Origin of the sequence: Proteiniborus sp. DW1 (genome assembly GCF_900095305.1) — a bacterium.
Lineage (GTDB): Bacteria > Bacillota > Clostridia > Tissierellales > Proteiniboraceae > Proteiniborus.
Map to the genome: position 1 here is coordinate 61,141 of NZ_FMDO01000062.1, position 25,306 is coordinate 86,446.

Sequence of the window (25,306 nt, forward strand, 5' to 3'; positions counted from 1 at the left end):
TTTATCACTCCTCAATATAATCTAAAAACTCATTTGCTAATTCTACATAGGCTTCTGCTCCTTTTGATTTAGGATCATACTCTATAATTGATAGACCATGGCTAGGTGCTTCAGCAAGTCTTACGTTTCTAGGAATAATAGAAGTGTAAACCTTCCCCTTAAAATACTTCTTCACTTCATCAACAACTTGTATGGATAGATTTGTCCTACCATCAAACATACTCAATACAACGCCTTCAATTTCTAAGCTAGGATTCAAACTAGATTTAACTAGCTTAATTGTGTTCATAAGCTGGCTAACACCTTCAAGTGCATAATACTCACATTGTATTGGTATAATGACACTATCAGAGGCTACAAGGGCATTAATTGTTAATAATCCTAAGGATGGAGGACAATCAATAAAAATAAAGTCATAGTTATCTTTTATAAACTCAATAGCACTTCTAAGAGTAAGCTCTCTATTTTTATTCTCAGTAAGCTCTATTTCAGCTCCAGCTAAATCAGTATTTGAAGGAACTATATTAAGGTTATCTATATTCGTAGGAATAATAGCATCCTTGATATCTGCATCATTAATTAGTACATCATAAATAGATAAGTTAATACTCCCTTTATCTACACCAAAACCACTTGTTGTATTGCCTTGAGGATCAATATCTATTACTAAAATTTTTTTTCCTAAGTTTGCTAGGCACGCACTAAGATTTACATTTGTAGTAGTTTTCCCAACGCCTCCTTTTTGATTGAAAATTGCAATAGTCTTTCCCATATCCTACACCTCGCTCTAAAGAAAACTAGTATGTTTAAAAGAAATAAATCCTATATTAACTAAACTAACATCTTACTTCTAGATATAATCCTCAAAATATATTATTTATTACATTTAAATATAATATTTTATCTTATATTAACTTATATTTCGTCAACTAAAAAAATAATCCTTCTATTATAATAGTATTATATCTAAAAACTAAATTATATTAAACACAAAAGCAAGTAAAAGATGTTTCTATTAGAGCATTAGATACTAAGATAGCTTCTACTGGAATTAACTTAGGAAGCTCTTCATATTAAAATACAAAAGTATAATCCTATAGATAAAAAAACTTAGTATATCAAATTAATATACTAAGCTAAAGTAAGAATACATCATGCATTTTTTGTCTTTGGTATTTTTACAGTAACCTCTATAAAATCCCCCAAATCCTTTTGCTCATATTTTGCATCTACTCCACTTTCTTTAATAGCAGTAAAAGCATTCCTTAATGTATTTAAATAAATCTTAAAGTTAATCATTCCTTTAATATTCTGCTTATGTTCTGGTTCCTTTTCCTTTGCTAAATCCTCAAGTACACTTTTAATTAAACTTTCCGTTTTCTTAACTGTTAAGTCTCTTTTAATAACCTTATCTAAGACACTTAGTTGCATTTCCTCATCAGGAAGCTTTAATAAGGCTCTAGCATGTCTTTCAGTTAGTCCATTCTCGATTATTGCCTTTTTTATTTCATCAGATAACCTTAATATTCTAAGTTTATTAGCTATTGTGGACTGATTCTTTCCAACCTTTTCAGCTAATTCCTGCTGAGTAAATCCATGATCATTTATTAGGCTATTGTAGCCCTCAGCTTCTTCAAGAAAATTCAAATCCTCTCTTTGTAGATTCTCAATTAGAGCAATAACAGCTGAATCCTTGTCCACAAATTTTACAACAATGGCTGGTATAGTATCAAGTTCAGCCATTTCAGCAGCTCTAAGTCTCCTCTCTCCTGCAACTAGCTCATAACTTTCTTCACCTATTTTCCTAACGCTAATAGGTTGAATAACTCCATAAGCTTTAATTGACTGGCTCAATTCCTCTAGAGCTCTTTTGCTAAAATTTTTTCTCGGTTGGTAGGGGTTAGGTTTAATAGCTTTTATCGGAATGTAGTTAATTTCATTTTCTAAGTTATTCATCATATCATCCCTCTCATGTAAGGTAAATCTACATTATGTATTCTATTTCTATATAAAAAGGTTCTTTCCTTCTATAAAAAATGGAATTTACAGATTTTCGTTTTACATAATCACCTATTTTTTTATGAATTATAACGGATTCTTCTTAATTTTACCAGACTGTCTGGGATATTTTGTCGGAGTATGACCTATTTTCTTAATGATTAACAAGCTATGAACTATATCACTCTGAGGAATTCTTATATCTATTTTATTTTCAAGTTCCCCTCCAAGTATCTTAATAGCATTTTCTGCTTCTTTTATTTCTTCACTAGAGTCTGAGCCTTTCATGGCAATAAAATATCCATTTGGTTTCACAAAGGGCAGACAATACTCTGCTAATATATTTAAAGAAGCTACTGCCCTAGATACTGCAATATCAAACTTTTCTCTATAGTCCTTATTATTTCCTAAGTCTTCTGCTCTTTCATGCATAGTTCTAATATTCTCAAGTCCTAACTCCTTTATGACTTCATCTAAGAACTTTAACCTTTTATTTAAGCTATCTAATAGAACCACTTCTAGACTATCTTCAACTATTTTAATAGGTACTCCAGGAAAACCTCCTCCTGTCCCTATATCAATAACTCTTTTTCCTTTAGTAAGCTTATCGGTTTTGAATATAGTTAGACTATCTAAAAAATGTTTTACATCTATCTCTTCATCATCTTTAATAGCTGTAATATTTATTTTTTCGTTCCATTCCTTTAAAAGAGCCTTATAAGTCCTGAATTTTTCTAGCTTATCATTTCCTATATCCAATTGAAGCTCAGATATCCCACGTACTAAGGTGTCTATGTTACTCATTATCTTCACCCCTACTTGTCTTATTAAGTCTTCTCTGTTGCTCTAAATATATCAAAAGCACATTAATATCAGCTGGGTTAACACCTGCAATTCTAGATGCCTGACCCACAGATTCTGGCTTCATTGAATTTAGCTTTTGCCTTGCCTCAAGTCTTAATCCCTTTATTTGACTATAATCAATGTCCTTTGATAGTTTTTTCCCTTCAAGTTTTTTAAATTGCTCTATTTGCCTCATCTGCTTTTCAATATAACCTTCATACTTAATCTCAGTCTCTACCTGTATTCTTATTTCTCTACTAAGTTCAGGTCTATCTGTATCTATTTGACTTAAAGAATCATAAGTAATTTCAGGTCTTTTAATAAGGTCATGAAGAGAGGTTGGCGTTTTTAATGGTGATGAGTTCAAACTCCCTAAAACCTCGTTTATTTCCTTAGTAGGAGTAACTACTTTTCCTTTAAGTCTCTCTATTTCCTTTTCCATTTGACTCATTTTATTTAACATCCTATTATATCTTTCCTCTGAAACAAGACCTATATCATATCCCTTTTTAGTTAATCTCAAATCAGCATTATCTTGCCTTAATGTAAGTCTGTATTCTGCTCTTGATGTCATCATTCTATAAGGCTCAAAAATTTCCTTAGTCACTATATCATCTATTAATACTCCTATATATGCTTCTGAACGATCTAAAATTAAAGGTTCTTTTTCATCAAGCTTAAGTACAGCATTAATTCCTGCCATTATCCCCTGAGCTGCAGCCTCTTCATAGCCAGATGTGCCATTGATTTGACCTGCAAAGAAAAGATTTTCTATTTCCTTATGTTCCAAGGATCTCTTCAACTGTGTAGCATCTATACAATCATATTCTATTGCATATGCAGTTCTCATGATTTTAGCATTCTCTAAACCAGGTATTGTTTTTAGCATCTCTATTTGAACCTCTTCAGGCAAAGTTGTAGACAGACCTTGAACGTACATTTCACAAGTATCTAAACCTTCAGGCTCTATAAAAATTTGATGCTTTGTCTTATCTGCAAATCTCATAACCTTATCTTCTATAGATGGACAATATCTAGGTCCCACACTTTCCATCTCCCCAGCATACATAGGAGATCTGTCTATATTGTCTCTAATTATTTTATGAGTTTCTTCAGTAGTATAAGTCAAATAACAAGGAACTTGATTGATTTCAAGTTTATCTGTCATAAATGAGAAGGGAATTAATTCATCATCTCCTGGCTGAATCTCCATTTTGCTAAAGTCTATAGTATCCCTATGTATTCTAGCTGGGGTACCAGTCTTAAATCTTCTCAGCTTAAATCCCAGTTCCTTTAAGCAGCTTGAAAGTCTATTTGCTGGGTAAAGTCCATAGGGACCACTTTCAAAATTAACTTCTCCAATAAAAATTCTTCCTCTTAAATAGGTTCCAGAGCAGACTATAATTACATCTGAATTATATACTGCACCAGTATTTGTTAATATTCCCTTTACCTTATTGTTTTCAACAAATATATCAAATACTTCTCCTTGTTTTAAATCTAAGTTTTCTTGCTTTTCTAATGTATATTTCATTATAGTCTGGTATTTTCTTTTGTCCGTTTGTCCTCTTAGAGAGTGAACAGCAGGTCCTTTAGAAGCATTGAGCATCTTCAGCTGTATTACTGATTTGTCAATAACCCTTCCCATTTCCCCACCTAAAGCATCAACCTCTCTTACTAAATGTCCCTTGCCAGTTCCTCCTATATTAGGATTACATGCAAGTAATGCAATAGCATCAAGACTTAAAGTAAGAAGTAAAGTCTTTTTTCCAAGTCTTGCTGTAGCTAAAGCAGCTTCGCATCCTGCATGTCCAGCACCTATGACTATTACATCATATTTTCCTGCAAAATATTGATAATTGCTTTTCATTAAAAGGATTCCTCCTACTTTTGATTTGATTCTTAATTATTTACCTATACAAAACTCTGAGAATATTTTGTCTATAATATCCTCTCCAACTGTATCACCAGTTATTTCACCAAGGTTTTGCCAGCAATTCTTGATATCAACCTCTATACAATCAACAGGCATACCTGAAGCTAAAGAATTAAGTGCATCCTCAATATTATCCTTAGCCTTTAAAAGCTGATCTCTATGTCTCACATTAGTTATTATTGTATTATCACTTATTTTCACTTCAGTGGATAGGAACATGTCTTCTATAGTCTCTTCTAAATTATCTATGCCTTCATTCATTGATATAGCTGTATTAATAATCTTCTTATTAGGTAGGTGTTTTATTATATCTTCTTCATTAAGCTTACTAGGAAGGTCAGATTTGTTCAATAAAATTATAGCTTTTTTATCTTTAACTAAGTCGATTATATCGTAATCCTCCTCAGAAAGCTCTTTAGATGTATCAAATACTGTTATTACTAAATCTGCTTCATTTAATAACTCTTTAGCCCTATCTACCCCAAGCCTTTCTACTATATCCTCTGTTTCCCTTATTCCAGCAGTATCTATTATTTTCAATGGTACTCCCCTAATATTAGCGTATTCTTCAATAACATCTCTAGTAGTTCCAGGAATATCCGTAACTATGGCTCTATTTTCTCTTAGTATAGCATTCAACAAGGAGGATTTACCTACATTTGGTTTACCTAATATTACTGTCTTCAGGCCTTCTCTAAGTATTTTACCTGTATAAACTGTACTTAAAAGACTATTTATCTTATCAAGCACTAAATTGCCTTGCTCCTGTAGGCTATTATATGTTAGGTCCTCTACATCATCCTCTGGAAAATCTATAGAAGCTTCTACATGTGCAAGCATACCTAAAAGAACCTTTTGAAGCTTTTTAACCTCGCTTGAAATACTACCTTCAAGTTGATTTAGCGAAACATCAAAGCTAGTGTCTGTCTTAGCACTAATTAAGTCCATCACTGCTTCTGCTTGTGAAAGATCTATTCTACCATTTAAAAATGCTCTCTTAGTAAACTCTCCTCTTTCTGCAAGCCTAGCACCATTTTCTAATACTACTTCAAGTATTCTTCTAACAGGAATGACTCCCCCATGGCAATTAATTTCGACTATATCTTCCTTAGTGTAAGTATAGGGAGCCTTTATGTATACCACTAAAACTTCATCTATTTTTTTGCCATCCTTAGGATCATAAACATATCCATAATTAAGCTTCCTCTCCTCACATTCTCTAAGGCTTAATTCCTTTTTATTTTTAAATATTTTATCCCCAACGTCAATAGCATGTTTCCCGCTTATTCTAATTATTCCTATTCCAGCCTCTCCTGGTGCAGTAGCTATTGCAGCAATTGTATCAAAATCCAAGCTTATCACCTCATTCACTCTGTATAAATCATAGCAATATTTATTTTGTGCATTATTAGTATACCAAAAAAAGCAACTACATAACACAAAACCCAGTACTTTTATACTGGGTTTCAATCTAATACTTAAATTCTATTACAACTCTCCTATATGGTTCTTCACCTTCGCTATAAGTCCTTATATTAGAGGTGTTTTGTAAAGCTGAGTGAATAACTCTTCTTTCATAAGGATTCATTGGCTCAAGCTTAACAGTTCTTCTAAATGTTTTTGCTTTATCAGCCATCTTATGAGCTAACCGAATTAGTATTTCTTCACGTTTTGCCCTATAGTTTTGTATATCAACTAAAACTCTTAAATATTTCTCCCTGTCTTTATTTACAACAAGACTTAAAAGGTATTGTAATGAATCTAAGGTATTTCCTCTCTTACCAATAAGAATTCCCATATCAGAATTAGATAGATTTTCAATATTTACTAATAGGTCTGTGTCCTTCTTTTCAACAGCTATTGTCCCGGATATATTCATCTTTTCTAATAATGAGTTCAAAAAGTCTTCAGTTATAGATATAGGGTCATTTGTAACTGTAACTTTAACCTTAGCTTCCTTAGTACCTAAAAAACCAAAAAGTCCTTTACTGGGTTCTTCTAGAACTTCAACAAGAACATCTTCTTTCACAGTATTAAGCTCTGATAATGCTAAGTTAATAGCTTCATCAACTGTCTTTGCTGTTTTCACCACAGATTTCATATTACTTTAATTCCTCCTTGATTTTACCCACGGATCTATTAGTAAAATATTGCTGTACTATTTGAAATAAGTTACTTACTGTCCAATATAGAGTAAGACCTGCGGCATATTTTGAACCTATCCATAGTATAAAAAACGGCATTATAATAGTCATAGTAGTTTGTGTAGATTGTGCTTGACTATCTGCAGCCACTGGCTGAGCAGCTGTCATCATTTTACTTTGTAGATATGTTGTTAGAGCTGCTAATATAGCTAGTATAGATATATTTATATTAAATAATCCAAGTTTTAAACTATAAATAACATCTGGTTGGGCAAGATCTTTGATCCATAAAAAACTTCTCGCAATTCCTTCATAAGTTGCAATATCACTGAATACATAAGGGACTGGAGACTGCATTACCCTAAAATAAGCTATAATAATAGGAAATTGTATTAATAATGGAAAACATCCACCTAATGGATTTACATTATGCTCCTTATAAAGCTCCATTGTTTTTTGATTTAAAGTCTGTGGATCATTTTTATATTTCTTGTTTAGTTCCTGAATCTTAGGTTGTATTTCTTGCATATTTTTCATAGACTTTGTTTGTTTAAGTGTAAGTGGCAATAGTAAGAGCTTAAAAATAATTGTAGTAATAATAATGGCAAGTGAATATGCTGATAGCTTAGGTAAATCTAATCCTATAGAAATCATCATATCAAACACAAATTTAAGTAACTTACCTAAAGGCCATGCGAAAATATCTATCATTAAATAACCCCCTCCTTACTCTAGAGGATCATATCCTCCAGGGTTAAATGGATTGCATCTTAATATTCTTTTAATACTTTTGTAACCACCCTTTATAAAACCATATTTTTTAAAGGCTTGTATGGAATACTCTGAGCAGGTCGGATGAAACCTACAAGTTCTCGGCTTCAATGGGGATATCCCCTTTTGATATAGCTTTATTAAAAATATGGCAATTCTGCTCATATTCAATCACCTTTTAATAATCAACCCTGCTAATTTTAGCAGATGCAATACGGCGCTTTCCAATTCCTTATAACCAACATCCCTTGCGCTTACCCTCGATAAAAAGATTATGTCATATCCTTGCTTCACTTTATACTCATTCAATCTGTAAGCCTCTCTAATTCTTCTTCGAACTCTATTTCTAATTACACTATTTCCAAGCTTTTTAGTAACAGCTACCCCAACTCTACTATTTTCTAATCCATTCTTTACAAAAAAAATAACTAAATACTTATTTGCAAAGGATTTCCCCTTATCATAGGTTTTTCTAAAATCTCTGTTACTTTTTAGCCTTAGTTTTTTTTCCATACAAATAACTCCTTAGAGAATTGCTTCAGAATTGAATAAAAAGGCCACATAATGCGGCCTTATGCTGACAATCTTTTTCTACCTTTAGCTCTACGTCTTCTCAATACTTCTCTACCTGATTTTGTACTCATTCTTTTTCTAAAACCGTGTTCTTTACTTCTCTGTCTTTTCTTTGGCTGATAAGTCATCTTCATACTAAACACCCCCTTCAAGTATTGCCCTTATATAAATGGTCTAGTTTTCATCTATACTCAAAAAATACAGACACTACTATAAGATTATATTAGTATACAAACTCAATGTCAAGAAATATAATTTTTTAATGTTAGCCTACATCGCTATATCTTTGATTTTAATCTTTAACTTTATAATCATAATTATCTAAACAATATTCTAAAATAATCACCTTCATTTTTAGTTAATTAATTCTCTATTTAAATTGCTAATCTGTTGATAATATAATTCCACAGTCTGTTATATCTGTGGATATCTTAATATTGCTGTTGATAATTTCATGTATTTTTGTTATTATAAATTAAAATGTGGATTATTTATTAACAAACTTATTAGTTATCAACAATTTGTGGATAAGTATGTGTATAACTTTTTCTTTTTTATAAATTGTTAACCTTACAATATTGATATTTACTAAGAAATTATTCACATTTAAAAATAAATAATTTATGTTGATAACTTCAATATATATTATCTTTTTTATTGTTATTAACACATTATTCACATTTTTTATAATTACCTTGTTGATAATTATTATTCATTTAATTTATTTCTTTTTTATTTTTTTTGTGGATAAATTTGTTTATAACGATTATGAAAGTCTAACTTCAATAGTTATTCACATGTAAAGGTTATAAAAATCAATTTATCTGACAATAATCTGTTATGAATAGGAGGGGAAAAAATGAGTTTAAAATTAGAAGAAGTTTGGGGAAGCGCATTGAAACTCATTAAAAACGAGTTAACAGAAGTCAGCTTCAATACTTGGCTAAAAACAATAGAGCCCATAACAATAAATGATAATTACATATTGCTCGGAGCTCCTAATGAATTTACTAAGGGCATTCTTGAGGCTAGATATCTCACATTAATAAAAAATGCTATAAAGCAAATTACTAATATTGATTTTGATATAAGATTCCTCATCCCAGGAGAAGATATATCTAATGATATTGGACAAACCATAGCCAGTGAAATAGTTGAAACTAACTCCTCTAGATCCCAACTAAACCCCAAATATATTTTTGATACATTTGTCATAGGAAATAGTAATAGGTTTGCACATGCTGCATCTTTGGCTGTAGCAGAGGCTCCTGCTAAGGCATATAATCCTTTATTTTTATATGGAGGAGTTGGATTAGGTAAAACGCATCTTATGCATGCAATAGGCCATTATATACTTAATCAAAACCCGAAAGCAAATGTTATATATGTAACATCTGAAAAATTTACTAATGAGCTAATAAATTCAATAAGAGATGATAGAAATGTTGAGTTTAGAAATAGATACAGAAATGTAGACGTGCTACTAGTAGACGACATACAGTTTATAGCAGGAAAAGAAAGAACAGAAGAGGAATTTTTCCATACCTTCAATGAACTCCATGCTTCAAACAAGCAAATCATCATATCAAGTGATAGACCCCCAAAAGAGATAGCTACATTAGAAGATAGACTTCGTTCTAGATTTGAATGGGGACTTACTGCTGATATTCAGCCACCTGATCTAGAGACAAGAATTGCTATTTTAAGAAAAAAAGCAAAGGTAGAAAATATAGAAGTACCAAATGATGTTACACAATATATTGCCACGAAAATTCAATCAAACATTAGGGAGTTAGAAGGTGCACTGATTAGAGTTGTAGCTTATTCATCATTAACAAATAAAGAAGTAACATTAGAACTGGCTAGTGAAGCTTTAAAGGATATTATATCTAATACTAAGCCTAAAGAAATTACTGCAAAGCTTATTAAAGAAATTACCGCAAAATATTTAAATGTAAAAGTGGAAGACTTTAGCTCTAAAAGAAGGACAAGGTCAATATCATATCCTAGACAAATAGCTATGTACCTTTGTAGAGAACTTACTGATTTATCACTACCTAAAATAGGTGAAGAATTTGGTGGAAGAGATCATACTACTGTAATTCATGCCTATGATAAGATATCTTCAGATATTGAAAATGATATAGAATTGAAACAAAAAATTAATAGTATAATAGAAGAAATTAGAGGTAATTAGTCAACAACTAATTGTTAGTAACTTGTTTATATTTTGTTGATAGAAATAATATATTTTAAAAGTATTAATTTCAGGTTAAAAATGTGGATAAAAAAGTAGGACTTGCTAACAAATTATCAACAGCATTTTTCTTTTAAATATTAAGTACTTATTAACTTATCCACATATTAACTGCCCCTACTGCTATTACTACTAATGTATTTATATTTATATATCTCATATCACATAAAGGGAGGTTATCCACAATGAGAGTTCGAATACAACAAAGAGACTTATCTAAGTGTATAAACGTGGTACAAAAAGGTATCTCTTCAAAATCTACTCTGCCTATTCTTAGTGGCGTATTATTAGAAGCACAAGAAGGTAGACTAAAGCTAACTGGTACAGACTTAGAAATAGGTATAAAATCAACTGTAGATTGTGAAATAATTGAAGAAGGTTCTATAGTAATAACATCAAGGATTTTTGGAGATATAGTTAGAAAGCTACCTGATTTACCTATAGATATATATGTAGATGAAAATAATAGTGTACACATTAACTGTGGAAATTCTAAATTCAATCTAATAGGCTTTTCTTCAATGGATTATCCACAACTACCAGAAATATATGAAGGCAGCTATTTTGAAATACCAAAGGACTTGTTAAAATCTATGATAAGACAAACAATTTTTGCAGCAGCTCAGGACGAAACGAGACCTATACTTACAGGAGCACTATTTGAAACTGATAATAATATGGCTTCCTTAGTTGCTATAGATGGCTATAGACTAGCAGTTAAGAAAGTATCTGTAAATGTAGATGAAAATATAAAAGTTGTAATTCCTGCAAAAACCTTAAATGAAGTAAACAAAATATTAGAAGATGATGATGCAGAAGTAAAAATAAGCTGTACTCCAGGTAATGTAATATTTAATTTTGGAGATACTATAATTACATCTAGATTATTAGAAGGACAATTCTTAAACTATAATGATATAATAAGAAATGAACATAAATTAAGAATTAGAGTAAAAACTAAGGATATACAAGAATGTTTAGAAAGAGCCTCCTTATTAGCGAGAGAAGGTAAAAACAACTTAGTAAAGCTTGATATTTCAGATGATAAGCTTGTAATTACATCTAATTCAGAAATAGGTAATGTATACGAGGAGCTACCTATACAATTAGAAGGAAATGACATAAAAATAGCCTTTAATTCCAAATATATTTTAGAAGGTATAAAAGCAATAGATAGCGAAGAAATAGTTATGGACATGATCTCAAATGTTAATCCTTGCATAATAAGACCCGTAGAGGATAATAGCTATACTTACTTAGTATTACCTGTAAGGCTTGCAGCTGAAGATTAGACATAAGACACCTATAAAAATAGGTGTCTATTAAATTTAGAGAGGAGTTTATGAAATGAAGGAAGTATCCATAAGTACAGAGTTTATAAAGCTTGATCAATTTTTAAAATACATTGGTGTAGCGCAAACTGGTGGACATAGTAAAGAATTAATTAAAAATGGCAATATTAAAGTTAATGATGAAGTAGCACTTGAAAGAGGAAAAAAAATCAGAGCCGGTGATAAGGTAGAAATTTCCGGGGAAGGCATTTATATTGTCAAGTAGCTAGAACATTAGACTTAATATTTTTGTGTTATTTATAATATTGTTAGATGGACTTTCTTGAAATCAAGTTCACTAAATAAAGAAATAAGTAAAACTTTCCTATTAGTTTTAAAAAATGATATAATGTATAAGATAGATATTAAGTCTTAGGGAGTGCTTCATGTGTATGTAAAAAAAATAAAGCTCATAAACTTCAGGAATTATATGAATCTTGATATGGAGCTAAATAGGACATTAAATATTTTTGTTGGAGATAATGCACAGGGGAAAACAAATCTACTTGAATCAATATATATTTGTTCAAATGGAAAGTCATATAGGACTAATAAAGACAGGGAGCTAATCAATTTAAATAAAACTAAGGCATATATAGGCTTAGATGTAGTAAAAGAACAATTTTCCAAATATATAGAAATAAAGTTTGACAAAGATGCAAAAAAAAGAATAAGGATTAATAGAGTTGAACTAGAAAGAAATTCAGACCTTACTGGTGTGCTAAATGTAGTAGTATTTTCACCAGAGGATTTGAGATTAGTAAAAGAAGGACCAAGTGAAAGAAGAAGCTTTTTAGATGGAGAAATATCTCAAATAAAGCCTAAGTATAAATATAATCTAGCAAGATACAATAAAATTCTTATGCAGAGAAATAATCTACTAAAAAGTAGACCATATGAAAGTTGTCAGAATTTATTTGATGTATGGGATACCCAGCTTTCACAAGTTGGTGCAGACATCATACTTGAAAGGTTAAAATTTATAGATAGGCTTGCCATAATATCAAAAGATATCCACAATAAGTTAACTGGTGGATTAGAGGAACTTAAACTAAAATATTTACCTTCATTTTCAGTGGATATATCAGACAGACAAGAACTACAGATGAGATTGAAAAATATTCTAGAAAATAATATAGAACAAGATATACAAAGGGGAAGTACTGAATTTGGGCCACATAGGGATGATTTAGATATAATAATTAATGATGTATCTGCAAGGACATTTGGCTCACAAGGACAACAAAGAACGGCAGCATTGTCTTTAAAATTAGCAGAGGTTGAGTTAATAAAACTTGAAGTCGGAGAATATCCAGTTCTTTTACTAGATGACGTATTTTCTGAACTTGATATAAATAGGAGGAAATACTTAATTTCAACCTTTAAAGATATTCAAATTATAATTACGTCAACAGATGATATAGACTTAGATGAACTAAATGACATAGAAAAAAAGGTGTTTTTCATTAGGCAAGGAAAAGTTATGATAGAGGGGGATATATAATTGTTTCTTCATATAGGAAAAAGTCTAATTATACCAATTAAGGAGATTATAGCTATAATAGATGCAGAATCAATAATGAAATCAGATGATACAAAGAATTTTTTAAAGATTGCAGAAGAAGAAGGATTCATTTGCGATGTAGGTGAGGACAATATAAAATCTTATATCATAACTGAAAAGCTAGAGAAGAGTAAGGAAAATTCATCAAAAATTAGAAGAAGTGTTATATACAGTTCTAATATATCTTCCAAGACCCTTTTGAAAAGGGTGGGCTTTATAGATAATATAGTGTGATTTTAGAAAAACTAACTATGTAACTATAAGATTAAAATTTAAAATACAATAGATCGAGGGACAGTAAATGCACAATAATCAAAACAATACTAATTATGGGGTTGAACAAATCAGAGTTCTAGAAGGTCTAGAGGCTGTTAGACTAAGACCTGGTATGTATATAGGTTCTACTGGTCCAAGAGGATTACATCATCTTGTATATGAAATAGTGGATAATAGTATAGATGAGGCACTAGCAGGAAGATGTGATGAGATAGGTGTTAAAATAAATAAAGATGGCTCAGTTACAGTTGTAGATAATGGAATGGGTATACCAGTAGATATACATCCTAAAACAGGAAAATCAACTGTTGAAACTGTACTTACAGTTTTGCATGCAGGAGGAAAATTTGACAGCAATGCCTATAAGGTTTCAGGTGGACTTCATGGTGTAGGTGTATCTGTAGTTAATGCTCTTTCGGAATGGCTAGAAGCTAGGGTTAGAAGAGATGGAAAAGAATATATGCAAAGGTACGAAAGAGGAGTAGCAGTAACTGAACTCAAAATAATTGGGGATGCTGATGATTCAGGAACTACCATAACTTTTATGCCAGATGCTCTAATATTTGATGAAGTTAATTTTAAGTATGAGACATTAGAGTACAGATTAAGAGAACTAGCATTTTTAAATAAAGGTGTAAAAATAGTATTTGAAGATGAAAGAGTAGAAAAGAAAAAAGAATTCCACTACGAAGGTGGTATCAATTCCTTTGTCGAGCATTTAAATAAAAATAGAGATCCTATACATGAAAAGATTATTTATTTTGAGGGAGAAAAGGATAATTGTAATGTAGAAGTAGCTATGCAGTATACAGATGATTATAGTGAAAATGTATTTAGTTATGCTAATAACATAAACACTCATGAGGGTGGTACTCACTTAATTGGATTTAGATCAGCTATTACTAGGATAATGAATGATTATGCAAGAAAAAATAATATACTTAAAGATAAAGAAGAAAATCTTGCTGGAGAAGATGTAAGGGAAGGTCTAACAGCAGTACTTTCAGTGAAATTAACTGACCCACAATTTGAAGGGCAAACTAAGACTAAGCTTGGAAACAGTGAAGTAAGAGGGATAGTAGAAAGTCTAGTTTCAGAGTATCTAAATATATTTCTAGAGGAAAATCCAAAGGAAGCAAAGAGCATTATCGAAAAGTCTTTAAGAGCTCAAAGAGCTAGAGAGGCTGCTAGAAAGGCAAGAGAACTTACTAGAAGAAAAAATGTTTTAGAAAGCTCATCTCTTCCAGGAAAGCTAGCAGACTGCTCAGAACAAGACCCAAGTAAATGTGAAATATACCTAGTGGAGGGAGATTCTGCGGGAGGTTCAGCAAAGCAAGGACGTGATAGAAAAACTCAAGCCATACTTCCTTTAAAGGGTAAAATAATGAATGTGGAGAAGGCAAGACTAGATAAGATGTTAGGCTCTGACGAAATAAAGGCAATGATAACAGCCTTTGGATGTGGTATTGGACCAGATTTTGATATAACAAAGCTAAGATATGGAAAAATAGTTATCATGACGGATGCCGATGTTGACGGAGCCCATATCAGGACTCTACTTCTTACATTCTTCTATAGATATATGAGACCATTAGTAGATAATGGTAACATATTCATAGCACAACCACCACTATATAAAGTTAAAAAAGGTAAATTAGAAAAATATGCTTATAATGATAAAGAGCTAGAAAATGTATTAGATGAAATAGGAAGAACAGGATATACGCTTCAAAGATATAAGGGTCTTGGAGAAATGAATCCAGACCAGCTTTGGGATACAACCATGAATCCTGAAACAAGAGTAATGCTTCAAGTAAATATTGAAGATGCAGTAGCTGCAGATGAAATATTTACAACTCTTATGGGAGACAAAGTAAAACCTAGAAGAGACTTCATAGAAGAAAATGCAAGATATGTTAGAAATCTTGATGTGTAGGTCTTGAGATTTTTTCAATGCATTATTAAAAGCCCACTCGACCTGAATGGGCTTTTAATAATATAATCATAATAGAAAGAATTATTGTATCGCTTCTAGAAATGTTTTTTTAAATTCATTATATTCCTTAATTCCTGATATACGTATGTTATCATTGATAATAAAAGTCGGTACAGAGGAAAAGTGGTACTTACTTGCCAAATTATAATCTTCTATAAGCCTTTTATCATATTTATTGGAATCTATAGAATTATTCATATCGTCTACATCTAAGCCTATACTCTTGGCAATTTCATTTAAAATATTTTTATCAGCTATATTTAACTTATCACCAAAATAAGCTTTAAATACTATCTTAGAATATTCATCATACTTATTGTGTTCTTTGGCATAATATTCTGCTAGATGGGCTCTTCTAGTATTAAACTCACCATTTAAATTATTGAATTCAATACCAAAATCCCTTCCTAACCTCGATAAATAATTTAGAGAATTTACTACATATTCTTTTGGATATACAGTAAATAAATCCATACCTTCTAATGGGGTATTTGAGTCTAATTCAAATGGTATCCATTAAAAAAAAATGGTGAAGGAAATTGGGAAAAGTTGTAGAAGTAGTATATCAATTACATTATTTTGGTACCTAAATATACTTATAAATTTAGTGATGCTTGGACTTTATCCAGAGATATAGAAAACAACACTGTAAAAGTAGATTACTGACATGATTTTGGAAGGATTAAATAAAATGAATTATTTAATGGATTTAAGAAAATTAGTTGGTTTGAGACCATTAATTGCATGTGGTGCAGGTGTGGCAATAATTAATGAAGAAAACAAGGTATTGCTGCAGCGTAGAGCAGATAATGATTGTTGAGGATTTATTGGTGGAATGATGGAAATTGGTGAGAGTATTGAAGAAAAAGCTAAAAGAGAAGTTTTCGAAGAAGTTGGAATAGAACTTAAAGATATAAGATTTTTTAAGGTTTATTCAGGAAAAGAATTTTATTATAAATACCCATCTTGAGTTATGTAGAGATTCAGTGGAAAATTATATTTCAAATCATTAATAATTTTATAAATTAAAGCTTTAATAATAGTAAGATTCTGCACCTAAAATAGGTGCTTTTTTCGTTAAATTTGTTTCTAACGGTTAAATTTGGGCATAAATCATTTAAGTTGGATTATTTATATTAATAATCAATAAAGAGTTTCAAACAAACACGGGGGTGATTTTTTGTCATTAATTAACACAAAAAAATACTTTACTCCTCAAAAGATGATGAGAACAGTAATCATATCATTGATTCCAGTAATATTGTCATCAATATACTTTTTTGGCTGGAGGTCCTTTATTCTTCTTTTGTGGGTAACATTATTTGGAGTAGTCACAGAGTGGATTTTTGAGAAAAAGTACGGAAAAAAAGCATCAGAAGCAATTTTTGTAACTTGTATACTTTATGTACTAACCCTTCCAGCGCGGACACCATTTTGGATAGCAGCAGTAGGTATTATATTTGGAGTTGTTTTTGGAAAAGAGGTTTTTGGAGGATTTGGAAAGAACATTTTTAATCCTGCCTTAGTGGCCAGAGCATTTGTTTATGTATCTTTTCCAGAACAATTGACAATACAATGGTCTAAATCGGCTCTAGGCTTCCCAGGCGGCTTCACAACATATCTTACAGAAAACATAGATGCCATTTCACAGGCTACACCAATGCTTATATTTAGGGAAACAGGAGATATGGTTTCATCAATAAAGTTATTGGTAGGCAATGTATCTGGTTCCCTTGGAGAAACAAGCGCAATATTAATTATCCTAGCAGGTATATATTTGATTTACAAAAAAGTAGCATCTTGGGAAACTATGACAGGAGTTTTAATTGGCTTTATTGGACTTAGTACAATACTATATTTTCTAGGTTTTGCTCAAATACCAAATCCTCTCTTTGGTATTTTATCTGGAGGATTTCTCTTTGGAACTGTCTTCATGGCTACAGATCCAGTATCTTCTCCAAAAACTAAAGGAGGAAAGTGGATATATGGAATTCTAATAGGAATTGTAACAGTAATCATACGTGGATATGCATTATTTGCTGGAGGAATGATGTTTGCAATACTAATTGGAAATACCTTTGCTCCAATAATAGATGAAGGTATTAATTATTATAAGAAATCTAAAAAAGCAGCTAAGGCAAAAGGAAAAGAGGTGACTGCATGAAAAAGTCCTTTATCTTTCCAATAATATTTATGGTTATAATAACAGCCTTTTTTACAGCTATATTAGCATTCCTTAACTATAGCACTGCTGATGTAATTGCCTTTAATCAAGAAACAGAGTTAAGAAAAACAATTCTATATGTATTTAATATAGAATCAACTTCTAGTGAACCTGAAAAAATAGAGGAAGTTTTTAATAAATACATAAGTGAAGAAACCGTTAATGGACAAAAAGTCTTTGTAGCTAAAGAAGGGGATAACACTATAGGCTATGCTTTTCTAATAGGAGGAACAGCTCTATGGGGAACTGTAGAAGGCTTTGCTGCAGTATCTGAAGACTTTAGTGAATTATTAGGAATAGATTTTGTGTCACATAGTGAAACTCCTGGTCTAGGCGGTAGAATTTCTGAGGATTGGTTTAAGGAGCAGTTCAGGGGATTAATGTTAACTAATTCTAATAACGGAAACTATATAGTTTACAAGCCTGCCCCAGGGGGAAATGTAGATGCTATAGCTGGAGCTACCTTAACATCTAAATCAGTAAGTGACTTTATAAATAAAGACATTTATGAGTTCATAAAAGAAAATAGGGGGGGAATATAAATGGCTGGAGATAGTCCAAAAAAGATATTCATAATGGGATTGTGGAAGGACAATCCAGTATTTAGACAGATTATAGGTATATGTTCTGCCTTAGCTGTGACAAACCTTATGCTTAACTCTCTTATAATGGGACTCGGACTCATATTTGTTACAGCATTTTCTGAGCTTACTATTTCAATTATTAGGAGTTTTACACCTAAGCATATAAGGATGATGATTCAAGTATTAATTATTTCTGTATATGTAATCATAGTAGATATTGTCTTAAAGGCTTATTATCCAGAAATGAGCAAGGCTCTAGGTCCATATGTAGGACTTATAATAACAAACTGTATAATAATGGGACGTTGTGAAGCCTATGCACAGAAAAATCCACCACTAAGTTCCTTTTTAGATGGAATAGCTTCAGGAGCAGGATATACATTAGTTTTGTTAGCTATAGCTTTTGTTAGAGAGCTTTTAGGTTTTGGAACTATATTCGGTGTTAAAGTACTAGGAGACTGGTGGACTAATTGGACAATTATGATAATGCCTCCAGGAGCCTTCTTTGTTTTAGCAGTAGTTATATGGATAGCAAGAAGTATTTCCTCAGAAGATAAAGAAAAAGAAAAGGAGGTAGCTAAGGCATGATAGAACTTAATCCTTTTGTAATCTTTATTGCATCTATTTTTACAAACAACATGATACTAAGTAATTTTCTAGGTATGTGTTCATTTATAGCTGTTTCAAATGAAATAAAGACATCTATGGGGCTAGGGCAGGCAGTTACATTTGTACTGACATTTACTACCATATTGAATTATTTTATTTACTATAATATCTTAGTACCTTTAAATTTAGAATATCTTAGATTTATAGTTTTTATAATTACTATAGCAGCCTTCGTTCAGCTAGTAGAGATGGTAGTAGAAAGATATCTTCCAAATCTATATTATGCTCTGGGAATATTCTTGCCTTTGATAACAGTTAATTGTGCTATACTAGGGGTTTCACTCTTTATGGTAATCAGAGAATATACATTAATGCAATCAATCGGATTTAGTCTTGGTTCAGGTATTGGATGGACACTAGCTATAGTAGCATTAGCAGGAATTAAGCAAAGACTTAAAAGAGCAAGTGTTCCTAAAGGATTAGAAGGGCCAGGTATTACTATAATTGTAATAGGTCTGATGGCGCTGGCATTTATAGGCTTTTCAGGCATAGTACAGATTCAATAGGGGGGATATTATGGACACTATAATAATCACAACTATAACTATAACCTCCATTACTGGAATACTTGCCTTTCTTTTAACCCTTGCAGATCGTACTATTAACAATTATGGAGAAGTTAAAATTACTATAAACGATGAAAAAGAATATATTGTTGAGGGAGGCTCTTCATTACTTTCTTCCTTAATGGAGCAACAGATTTTTATACCTTCTGCATGTGGAGGAAAGGGTACCTGTGGATACTGTAAGGTAAAGGTCCTTGAGGGAGGAGGAACAGTTCTTCCTACTGAAACACCATTTCTAACAGATGATGAGCTTAAATCTCATGTAAGACTTTCATGTCAATGTAAGGTCAAGCAAGAATTAAAGATTCAAATTCCTGAAGAATTATTTAATGTAAAAGAATATGAAGCTACAGTAGAATCTATAGAAGATATGACATCTGTAATCAAGAAGTTAAGAATAAGGCTTAAGGAAGGCGAAGAAATTAACTTTAAACCAGGACAGTATATTCAGTTAAAGGCTCCAAAATATGATGGAAATGATGAAGAAGTTTACAGGGCATATTCCATAGCCTCACCTCCATCTGAGAAAAATTATATAGATTTAATAATTGGATATGTTCCAAATGGTATAGTAACTACCTATGTTCATCAGTTTTTAAAAGAAGGAGATACTGTTTATTTCAATGGGCCATATGGAGATTTTTGCTACCAAGATAATAATGATAGAGAAATAATAATGGTGGCAGTAGGTACAGGTATGGCTCCAATACTCTCTATTCTTTACCACTTAAAAGAAAATAATATAAAAAGAAAGGCTACATTTTATTTTGGAGCTAAGACACCAGATGATTTATTTCTATTAGACGAGATGAAGAACTTTGAAGAAACATTGTTTGATTTCAAGTTCATTCCTACTCTTTCTAGGGTTACTGAGGAGCATAACTGGTTTGGAGAAAAGGGAAGAGTTAATAATGCTTTAGAAAAATATGTAGAAGATGGAGAGAACAAAGAAGCATATCTATGTGGGAATCCTCCAATGATAGATACAGTAGTTAATGTTTTAAAGAAAATTGGAATACCAGAAGAGTTAATATTCTTCGATAAATTTTAAACTGTGAGTGCTTTTACTCACAGTTTATTGTTTAATAACTACAAAAATCAATAAAACCTCACCTCCTTATTTCAAATATTTGATTTTTATATGTAAAATGTTTATAATATAAATGGTAACATATAGTTACAAGGACTATTCTTAGGAGGTTGTATATGAACAACGAAGAGCAAAATGTTTTACCTATTAATATAGAAGATGAGATGAAAACATCATACTTAGACTATGCAATGAGTGTAATTGTGAGTAGAGCCTTACCTGATGTTCGTGATGGGCTAAAGCCGGTTCATAGAAGAATACTTTATTCTATGAATGATCTTGGTAATACGCCTGATAAACCTCATAAAAAGTCTGCCCGTATTGTCGGTGAAGTACTAGGTAAGTACCATCCACATGGTGATTCAGCTGTTTATAATGCAATGGTAAGACTTGCCCAAGATTTTTCAACTAGATATACCCTAGTAGATGGACATGGAAACTTTGGTTCAATAGATGGTGATGGGGCTGCACATATGCGTTATACAGAGGCTAGAATGTCTAAAATAGCTCTTGAAATGCTTAGAGATCTAGGCAAAGATACTGTAGACTTTAGACCTAACTTCGATGAAACTTTAAACGAGCCAGTAGTACTACCTAGTAGATTTCCAAATCTATTAGTTAATGGTTCTTCAGGAATTGCAGTAGGTATGGCAACATCAATTCCTCCTCATAACTTAGCAGAAGTTATAGATGGAGCAATAATGATGATAGACGATCCAGATGTTCAGATAGATGAGCTTATGAGATGTGTTAAGGGACCAGACTTTCCTACAGGTGCTATAATAATGGGTAAGGATGGGATTAGATCAGCCTATAGAACAGGAAGAGGAAGAGTAGTCGTACGTGCTAAAGCTGATTTTGAACAGAATAGCAAGGGAAGAACTTCTATAATCGTTACAGAGATTCCATACCAAGTTAATAAGGCTAGACTTATAGAAAAAATTGCTGAGCTTGTTAGAGAAAAAGTTATTGAAGGAATTTCTGACCTAAGAGATGAATCAGATAGAAATGGTATGAGAATTGTAATAGAAATTAAAAGAGATGCAAATCCAAATGTTGTCTTAAATAATTTGTATAAGCATACTCAGCTTCAAGATACATTTAGTATAATAATGATAGCAATTGTAAATGGTGAACCAAAGCTCCTAAGTCTAAAGCAAATGTTAAGACATTATCTTGACCATCAGAAAGAAGTAATAGTAAGAAGAACACAATATGATTTAAACAAAGCAGAAGAAAGAGCACATGTATTAGAGGGTTTAAGGATAGCATTAGACAATATAGATGCTGTAATATCACTTATTAGAGGTTCAAGAACTGTAAACGAAGCTAAAGAAGGCTTAATTAACAACTTTGGTTTATCTGAGAAGCAGGCACAAGCAATATTAGATATGCGTCTGCAAAGGCTTACAGGATTAGAAAGAGATAAGATAGAAGAAGAATACGAAGCACTTATAATAGAAATAAATAGATTAAAAGAAATACTTGCCAATGACAGACTTATATATCAAATAATTAAAGATGAGCTTATTGAAATTAAAGAAAGTTATAAAGATGATAGAAGAACAGAAATAAGACCTTCAGCAGAAGAAATAGACATAGAAGATATGATTCAAGAAGAAAATGTAGCTATTACATTAACTCACTTTGGATATATAAAGAGAATGCCTGAAGACACATACAAGGCACAAAAAAGAGGCGGGAAAGGCATAACAGGGCTTACTACTAGAGAAGAAGACTTTGTTGAGCACCTTTTTGTGACATCAACACATGATAACTTATTGTTCTTCACAAATCAAGGTAGAGTATATAGTATAAAGGCTTATGAAATACCAGAGGCTAAAAGGCAAGCAAAGGGTACAGCAATTATAAATCTCCTTCAATTAAATTCTGGAGAAAATATTTCTGCTATAATACCTATCAAGGATTTTGATCCAGATGACTATCTTGTTCTTGTTACACAAAATGGTACTATCAAGAAAACTAAGCTAGATCAATTTGAAAATATGAGGAAAAGTGGATTAATAGCCATTAGTCTTAAGGACGATGATGAGTTAATAAGTGTAAAAAGAACTAGTGGAAATGATGAGATAATGATAGTAACTTCTAGCGGTATGTCCATCAGGTTTAGTGAAAAAGATGTAAGAGATATGGGAAGAACTGCAATGGGAGTTAAAGCTATAACCCTTAATGAAGGTGACAAGATAGTTGGAATGGGGACTGTAGAAGATGGTAAAGACCTCCTTGTCATAAGCGAATTTGGTTATGGAAAAAGAACATCTCTTGAAGAATATAGAGTTCAGTCAAGAGGCGGTAAAGGTATAAAAACTTACCATGTAAAAGAGAAAACAGGAAATATAGTTAATGCTAAAGTAGTTGAAGATGATGATGAAGTTATGATAATAAGTCTCTCAGGTGTAATTATTAGATTAAAAGTATCAGACATTCCAAGGATGGGAAGAACTACACAAGGGGTAACACTAATGAGATTTGGCAAAGATGATAAGGTAGTATCTGTTGCTACAGTAGTAGCAGAGGACGAAGAATAGAGGTTGTTGCTTAACTGAACTAAAAAGAGATTCTTCGATTACGTATAGTATGACAACTTGTAACATATGTCATTCTAAGTACGCAAGTCTGAAGAGTCTCTTTAATTGATTATATTATATATAGTGCAATAGCCCATTTCTTTCTCTAACAAGTTTACAATAGTACTATTTTATTATAATATATTAATATATTTGTAATTAAAAGGAGGGACCTTTTATAATGGAAATCAATAAAGTATTTAATGAAAGTTTAGATTCATGGGTGATTGATATTATTGGGGAACTAGATATATATACGTCACCTAAATTTAAAGAAGTGCTTCTTGAGGCATTAGAAGAGAAAATGGGTAATATAATAATAAATGGACAAAGTCTATCTTACATAGATAGTACAGGACTAGGTGTATTAATAAGCGCTTTAAAAAAGGTAAAAGAAAATAATAAAACCATAACCATAGAAAGAATTAAACCTAATATTAAAAAGCTATTTGATTTGACAAGTTTAGATAAAGTATTTGTTATAAAGGAGTGATTAATTCACATGGTAGATAAAGTAGAGAGTAGCTTTGATTGTATAAAACTAAGCATCCCTAATAAAGCAGAATATGTAAGTGTAGTTAGACTAACTACTTCGGCTATAGCAAGTAGAATGGGTTTTGATATAGAAGAGATTGAAGACATAAAAGTAGCCATAGCAGAAGCTTGCACAAATACACTAGAACATGGTTCTAATAATAAAGAAGAAAACTTCGATATTGATTTTGATATGTATGTGGACAAGCTAATAATAACGGTAAAAGGAATTGGAAAAGACTTTAGTACAGAAAATATAGAAGAATTAAAGGTTGAAGACTTTGGAGAGGGGAATTTAGGAATATTTATAATTAATTCTCTTATGGATGAAGTCAATATAATTAATGATTGGAATAAGGGTACTGGGATAAGGATGATTAAGTATATGAAGGATGATATCAAATGACAGATGACTTAACAAAAATTAATAGCAAGGAACTGTTCAAAAAATATAGTGAAAATAGAGCTTCCCATATTAGAGAAGAGCTTATAAAAAGACATCTTTATATTGCAGAGATTTTATCCAAAAAATATGTAAACAGAGGAATAGATTATGAGGATATTTACCAAGTAGCATGTATAGGTCTTATTTATGCTGTAGATAGATACGATATTTCAAAGGGGTATGAATTCTCTAGCTTTGCTACGCCTACAATTATAGGAGAGATAAAGAAACACTTCCGTGATAAAGGCTGGGCTATAAGAGTACCTAGAAGAATACAAGAGCTCTCAAAGAAGATAAATGTATCAAAAAACACATTAAGTCAGACTTTACAGAGAACCCCTACAGTTGATGAGTTAGCAGAATATTTGCAATGCTCATCTGAAGAAATCCTAGAAGCAATGGAAGCTAGCAAGGTATATACCCCTCATTCATTAGATGTAGTTTTTGATTCAAATGGTGATGATAAAGATGTAAATCTGGCAGAATTAATAGGGGAAGATGACAAATACTTTACAACTATAGAAAATAATGATTTTTTAAAGAAGAATATAGAGAAGTTAAATGATATGGAGAAAAAGATACTCTATGATAGATATTTTAATAAGAAAACTCAATTTGAAATAGCTAAGGAATTAAATATTTCTCAAATGACAGTATCAAGAATGGAGAAAAAAATCATTGAGAAATTCAAAAAAGAGCTAAAGAAGATATATAATTAGAAACAAGTTATGGTAAAAAATAACACTTGAAAAGGTGAGAAGAAAATGATACATTATATTTCACCGTCAGTTAAATAAGAAATAGGCGTGAATAAAAAAACAAAAAAAACACTTGACAATTCATAAAAAAAGTGATAAAGTAATAAGAGTCAGCGATAATAAATATATAAAATATTGATTAAAGATGACACTTGAAAA

28 protein-coding genes are annotated in these 25,306 nt (G+C 31.5%); 17 read left to right on the forward strand and 11 right to left on the reverse strand.

The features are described 5' to 3' along the window. Nucleotides 1–4 precede the first annotated feature (4 nt). From DW1_RS14955 to rpmH, 10 genes are all read right to left on the reverse strand, one after another. The gene (locus DW1_RS14955; protein ID WP_074351761.1) at nucleotides 5–772 is read right to left on the reverse strand and encodes a ParA family protein; all 768 of its coding nucleotides are present in this window, start codon (nucleotides 770–772) and stop codon (nucleotides 5–7) included. Nucleotides 773–1,152: 380 nt separating this feature from the next. Further along, on the reverse strand, nucleotides 1,153–1,959 hold the full coding sequence (noc, locus tag DW1_RS14960) for a nucleoid occlusion protein (protein WP_347499889.1): 807 nt from the start codon (nucleotides 1,957–1,959) through the stop codon (nucleotides 1,153–1,155). A 126-nt stretch (nucleotides 1,960–2,085) separates the two neighbouring features. Next, nucleotides 2,086–2,802, reverse strand: a complete 717-nt coding sequence (gene rsmG / locus DW1_RS14965) for a 16S rRNA (guanine(527)-N(7))-methyltransferase RsmG (protein WP_074351764.1) — start codon at nucleotides 2,800–2,802, stop codon at nucleotides 2,086–2,088. Further along, nucleotides 2,795–4,711: a tRNA uridine-5-carboxymethylaminomethyl(34) synthesis enzyme MnmG gene (mnmG, locus tag DW1_RS14970; RefSeq protein ID WP_074351766.1), complete on the reverse strand. Its 1,917-nt coding sequence runs from the start codon at nucleotides 4,709–4,711 to the stop codon at nucleotides 2,795–2,797. The genes rsmG and mnmG overlap by 8 nt, the downstream gene beginning before the upstream one ends. Nucleotides 4,712–4,747: 36 nt before the next feature. Continuing rightward, nucleotides 4,748–6,130, reverse strand: a complete 1,383-nt coding sequence (mnmE, locus tag DW1_RS14975; protein ID WP_083605709.1) for a tRNA uridine-5-carboxymethylaminomethyl(34) synthesis GTPase MnmE — start codon at nucleotides 6,128–6,130, stop codon at nucleotides 4,748–4,750. Nucleotides 6,131–6,248: 118 nt separating this feature from the next. Beyond that, nucleotides 6,249–6,878 carry an RNA-binding cell elongation regulator Jag/EloR gene (jag, locus tag DW1_RS14980; RefSeq protein ID WP_074351767.1) on the reverse strand — a complete coding sequence of 210 codons (630 nt, stop codon included), beginning with the start codon at nucleotides 6,876–6,878 and terminating at the stop codon, nucleotides 6,249–6,251. A 1-nt stretch (nucleotide 6,879) separates the two neighbouring features. Beyond that, a complete protein-coding gene (locus DW1_RS14985) occupies nucleotides 6,880–7,632 on the reverse strand; it encodes a YidC/Oxa1 family membrane protein insertase (protein WP_074351769.1) in 753 nt (250 codons plus the stop codon). Between the two features lie 15 nt (nucleotides 7,633–7,647). After that, nucleotides 7,648–7,857 carry a membrane protein insertion efficiency factor YidD gene (yidD, locus tag DW1_RS15375; RefSeq protein ID WP_143474444.1) on the reverse strand — a complete coding sequence of 70 codons (210 nt, stop codon included), beginning with the start codon at nucleotides 7,855–7,857 and terminating at the stop codon, nucleotides 7,648–7,650. Nucleotides 7,858–7,863: 6 nt separating this feature from the next. Beyond that, nucleotides 7,864–8,205: a ribonuclease P protein component gene (gene rnpA / locus DW1_RS15380; RefSeq protein ID WP_143474445.1), complete on the reverse strand. Its 342-nt coding sequence runs from the start codon at nucleotides 8,203–8,205 to the stop codon at nucleotides 7,864–7,866. 59 nt (nucleotides 8,206–8,264) lie between these two features. After that, the gene (rpmH, locus tag DW1_RS14995; RefSeq protein ID WP_074351770.1) at nucleotides 8,265–8,399 is read right to left on the reverse strand and encodes a 50S ribosomal protein L34; all 135 of its coding nucleotides are present in this window, start codon (nucleotides 8,397–8,399) and stop codon (nucleotides 8,265–8,267) included. 725 nt (nucleotides 8,400–9,124) lie between these two features. Here rpmH and dnaA point away from each other — a divergent pair. The 6 genes from dnaA to gyrB all read left to right on the forward strand — a co-directional run bounded on the left by dnaA (nucleotide 9,125) and on the right by gyrB (nucleotide 15,629). Next, entirely contained in the window at nucleotides 9,125–10,462 is a 1,338-nt protein-coding gene (gene dnaA / locus DW1_RS15000) for a chromosomal replication initiator protein DnaA (protein ID WP_074351772.1), read from the forward strand. Nucleotides 10,463–10,707: 245 nt separating this feature from the next. After that, nucleotides 10,708–11,814: a DNA polymerase III subunit beta gene (gene dnaN / locus DW1_RS15005; RefSeq protein WP_074351774.1), complete on the forward strand. Its 1,107-nt coding sequence runs from the start codon at nucleotides 10,708–10,710 to the stop codon at nucleotides 11,812–11,814. Between the two features lie 55 nt (nucleotides 11,815–11,869). Beyond that, complete coding sequence (locus DW1_RS15010) at nucleotides 11,870–12,079, forward strand: RNA-binding S4 domain-containing protein (protein WP_074351776.1); 210 nt, start codon at nucleotides 11,870–11,872, stop codon at nucleotides 12,077–12,079. 162 nt (nucleotides 12,080–12,241) lie between these two features. After that, entirely contained in the window at nucleotides 12,242–13,357 is a 1,116-nt protein-coding gene (recF, locus tag DW1_RS15015; protein WP_074351778.1) for a DNA replication/repair protein RecF, read from the forward strand. After that, nucleotides 13,358–13,651: an extracellular matrix regulator RemB gene (locus DW1_RS15020; protein ID WP_074351779.1), complete on the forward strand. Its 294-nt coding sequence runs from the start codon at nucleotides 13,358–13,360 to the stop codon at nucleotides 13,649–13,651. A gap of 67 nt (nucleotides 13,652–13,718) precedes the next feature. Continuing rightward, on the forward strand, nucleotides 13,719–15,629 hold the full coding sequence (gene gyrB / locus DW1_RS15025; RefSeq protein ID WP_074351781.1) for a DNA topoisomerase (ATP-hydrolyzing) subunit B: 1,911 nt from the start codon (nucleotides 13,719–13,721) through the stop codon (nucleotides 15,627–15,629). Between the two features lie 81 nt (nucleotides 15,630–15,710). Here gyrB and DW1_RS15030 read toward each other — a convergent pair whose 3' ends face one another. Further along, the gene (locus tag DW1_RS15030; RefSeq protein WP_278335769.1) at nucleotides 15,711–16,202 is read right to left on the reverse strand and encodes a DsbA family oxidoreductase; all 492 of its coding nucleotides are present in this window, start codon (nucleotides 16,200–16,202) and stop codon (nucleotides 15,711–15,713) included. Between the two features lie 178 nt (nucleotides 16,203–16,380). Between DW1_RS15030 and DW1_RS15990 the strand changes: the two genes are divergently transcribed. The 11 genes from DW1_RS15990 (at nucleotide 16,381) to DW1_RS15080 (ending at nucleotide 25,108) form a co-directional block, all read left to right on the forward strand. After that, entirely contained in the window at nucleotides 16,381–16,509 is a 129-nt protein-coding gene (locus tag DW1_RS15990) for an NUDIX hydrolase (RefSeq protein WP_278335768.1), read from the forward strand. Nucleotides 16,510–16,524: 15 nt separating this feature from the next. Then, nucleotides 16,525–16,659: an NUDIX domain-containing protein gene (locus DW1_RS15035; RefSeq protein ID WP_083605710.1), complete on the forward strand. Its 135-nt coding sequence runs from the start codon at nucleotides 16,525–16,527 to the stop codon at nucleotides 16,657–16,659. A gap of 210 nt (nucleotides 16,660–16,869) precedes the next feature. Then, nucleotides 16,870–17,853 carry an RnfABCDGE type electron transport complex subunit D gene (locus DW1_RS15040; protein WP_242942518.1) on the forward strand — a complete coding sequence of 328 codons (984 nt, stop codon included), beginning with the start codon at nucleotides 16,870–16,872 and terminating at the stop codon, nucleotides 17,851–17,853. Beyond that, on the forward strand, nucleotides 17,850–18,455 hold the full coding sequence (locus DW1_RS15045; protein WP_074351784.1) for an FMN-binding protein: 606 nt from the start codon (nucleotides 17,850–17,852) through the stop codon (nucleotides 18,453–18,455). The genes DW1_RS15040 and DW1_RS15045 overlap by 4 nt, the downstream gene beginning before the upstream one ends. Continuing rightward, complete coding sequence (locus DW1_RS15050) at nucleotides 18,456–19,085, forward strand: NADH:ubiquinone reductase (Na(+)-transporting) subunit D (RefSeq protein WP_074351786.1); 630 nt, start codon at nucleotides 18,456–18,458, stop codon at nucleotides 19,083–19,085. Then, on the forward strand, nucleotides 19,082–19,672 hold the full coding sequence (locus tag DW1_RS15055) for an NADH:ubiquinone reductase (Na(+)-transporting) subunit E (protein WP_074351787.1): 591 nt from the start codon (nucleotides 19,082–19,084) through the stop codon (nucleotides 19,670–19,672). The genes DW1_RS15050 and DW1_RS15055 overlap by 4 nt, the downstream gene beginning before the upstream one ends. Nucleotides 19,673–19,682: 10 nt before the next feature. Then, entirely contained in the window at nucleotides 19,683–20,783 is a 1,101-nt protein-coding gene (locus tag DW1_RS15060) for an NADH:ubiquinone reductase (Na(+)-transporting) subunit F (RefSeq protein WP_074351789.1), read from the forward strand. 155 nt (nucleotides 20,784–20,938) lie between these two features. Next, on the forward strand, nucleotides 20,939–23,371 hold the full coding sequence (gyrA, locus tag DW1_RS15065) for a DNA gyrase subunit A (protein WP_074351790.1): 2,433 nt from the start codon (nucleotides 20,939–20,941) through the stop codon (nucleotides 23,369–23,371). 220 nt (nucleotides 23,372–23,591) lie between these two features. Continuing rightward, a complete protein-coding gene (locus DW1_RS15070; RefSeq protein ID WP_074351791.1) occupies nucleotides 23,592–23,903 on the forward strand; it encodes an STAS domain-containing protein in 312 nt (103 codons plus the stop codon). A 9-nt stretch (nucleotides 23,904–23,912) separates the two neighbouring features. Continuing rightward, entirely contained in the window at nucleotides 23,913–24,350 is a 438-nt protein-coding gene (locus DW1_RS15075; RefSeq protein WP_074351793.1) for an ATP-binding protein, read from the forward strand. After that, the gene (locus tag DW1_RS15080; protein ID WP_074351795.1) at nucleotides 24,347–25,108 is read left to right on the forward strand and encodes a SigB/SigF/SigG family RNA polymerase sigma factor; all 762 of its coding nucleotides are present in this window, start codon (nucleotides 24,347–24,349) and stop codon (nucleotides 25,106–25,108) included. Before DW1_RS15075 ends, DW1_RS15080 begins: the two co-directional genes overlap by 4 nt. The last annotated feature ends 198 nt before the right edge of the window (nucleotides 25,109–25,306 follow it).

Bases quoted from the DNA above. Each gene is read 5' to 3' on its own strand.
- DW1_RS14955 (WP_074351761.1), bottom strand. From the start codon at position 772: ATGGGAAAGACTATTGCAATTTTCAATCAAAAAGGAGGCGTTGGGAAA.
- noc (WP_347499889.1), bottom strand. From the start codon at position 1,959: ATGATGAATAACTTAGAAAATGAAATTAACTACATTCCGATAAAAGCT.
- rsmG (WP_074351764.1), bottom strand. From the start codon at position 2,802: ATGAGTAACATAGACACCTTAGTACGTGGGATATCTGAGCTTCAATTG.
- mnmG (WP_074351766.1), bottom strand. From the start codon at position 4,711: ATGAAAAGCAATTATCAATATTTTGCAGGAAAATATGATGTAATAGTC.
- jag (WP_074351767.1), bottom strand. From the start codon at position 6,878: ATGAAATCTGTGGTGAAAACAGCAAAGACAGTTGATGAAGCTATTAAC.
- DW1_RS14985 (WP_074351769.1), bottom strand. From the start codon at position 7,632: ATGATAGATATTTTCGCATGGCCTTTAGGTAAGTTACTTAAATTTGTG.
- yidD (WP_143474444.1), bottom strand. From the start codon at position 7,857: ATGAGCAGAATTGCCATATTTTTAATAAAGCTATATCAAAAGGGGATA.
- rnpA (WP_143474445.1), bottom strand. From the start codon at position 8,205: ATGGAAAAAAAACTAAGGCTAAAAAGTAACAGAGATTTTAGAAAAACC.
- rpmH (WP_074351770.1), bottom strand. From the start codon at position 8,399: ATGAAGATGACTTATCAGCCAAAGAAAAGACAGAGAAGTAAAGAACAC.
- dnaA (WP_074351772.1), top strand. From the start codon at position 9,125: ATGAGTTTAAAATTAGAAGAAGTTTGGGGAAGCGCATTGAAACTCATT.
- dnaN (WP_074351774.1), top strand. From the start codon at position 10,708: ATGAGAGTTCGAATACAACAAAGAGACTTATCTAAGTGTATAAACGTG.
- DW1_RS15010 (WP_074351776.1), top strand. From the start codon at position 11,870: ATGAAGGAAGTATCCATAAGTACAGAGTTTATAAAGCTTGATCAATTT.
- gyrB (WP_074351781.1), top strand. From the start codon at position 13,719: ATGCACAATAATCAAAACAATACTAATTATGGGGTTGAACAAATCAGA.
- DW1_RS15990 (WP_278335768.1), top strand. From the start codon at position 16,381: ATGAATTATTTAATGGATTTAAGAAAATTAGTTGGTTTGAGACCATTA.
- DW1_RS15035 (WP_083605710.1), top strand. From the start codon at position 16,525: ATGATGGAAATTGGTGAGAGTATTGAAGAAAAAGCTAAAAGAGAAGTT.
- DW1_RS15045 (WP_074351784.1), top strand. From the start codon at position 17,850: ATGAAAAAGTCCTTTATCTTTCCAATAATATTTATGGTTATAATAACA.
- DW1_RS15050 (WP_074351786.1), top strand. From the start codon at position 18,456: ATGGCTGGAGATAGTCCAAAAAAGATATTCATAATGGGATTGTGGAAG.
- DW1_RS15055 (WP_074351787.1), top strand. From the start codon at position 19,082: ATGATAGAACTTAATCCTTTTGTAATCTTTATTGCATCTATTTTTACA.
- DW1_RS15060 (WP_074351789.1), top strand. From the start codon at position 19,683: ATGGACACTATAATAATCACAACTATAACTATAACCTCCATTACTGGA.
- gyrA (WP_074351790.1), top strand. From the start codon at position 20,939: ATGAACAACGAAGAGCAAAATGTTTTACCTATTAATATAGAAGATGAG.
- DW1_RS15070 (WP_074351791.1), top strand. From the start codon at position 23,592: ATGGAAATCAATAAAGTATTTAATGAAAGTTTAGATTCATGGGTGATT.
- DW1_RS15075 (WP_074351793.1), top strand. From the start codon at position 23,913: ATGGTAGATAAAGTAGAGAGTAGCTTTGATTGTATAAAACTAAGCATC.
- DW1_RS15080 (WP_074351795.1), top strand. From the start codon at position 24,347: ATGACAGATGACTTAACAAAAATTAATAGCAAGGAACTGTTCAAAAAA.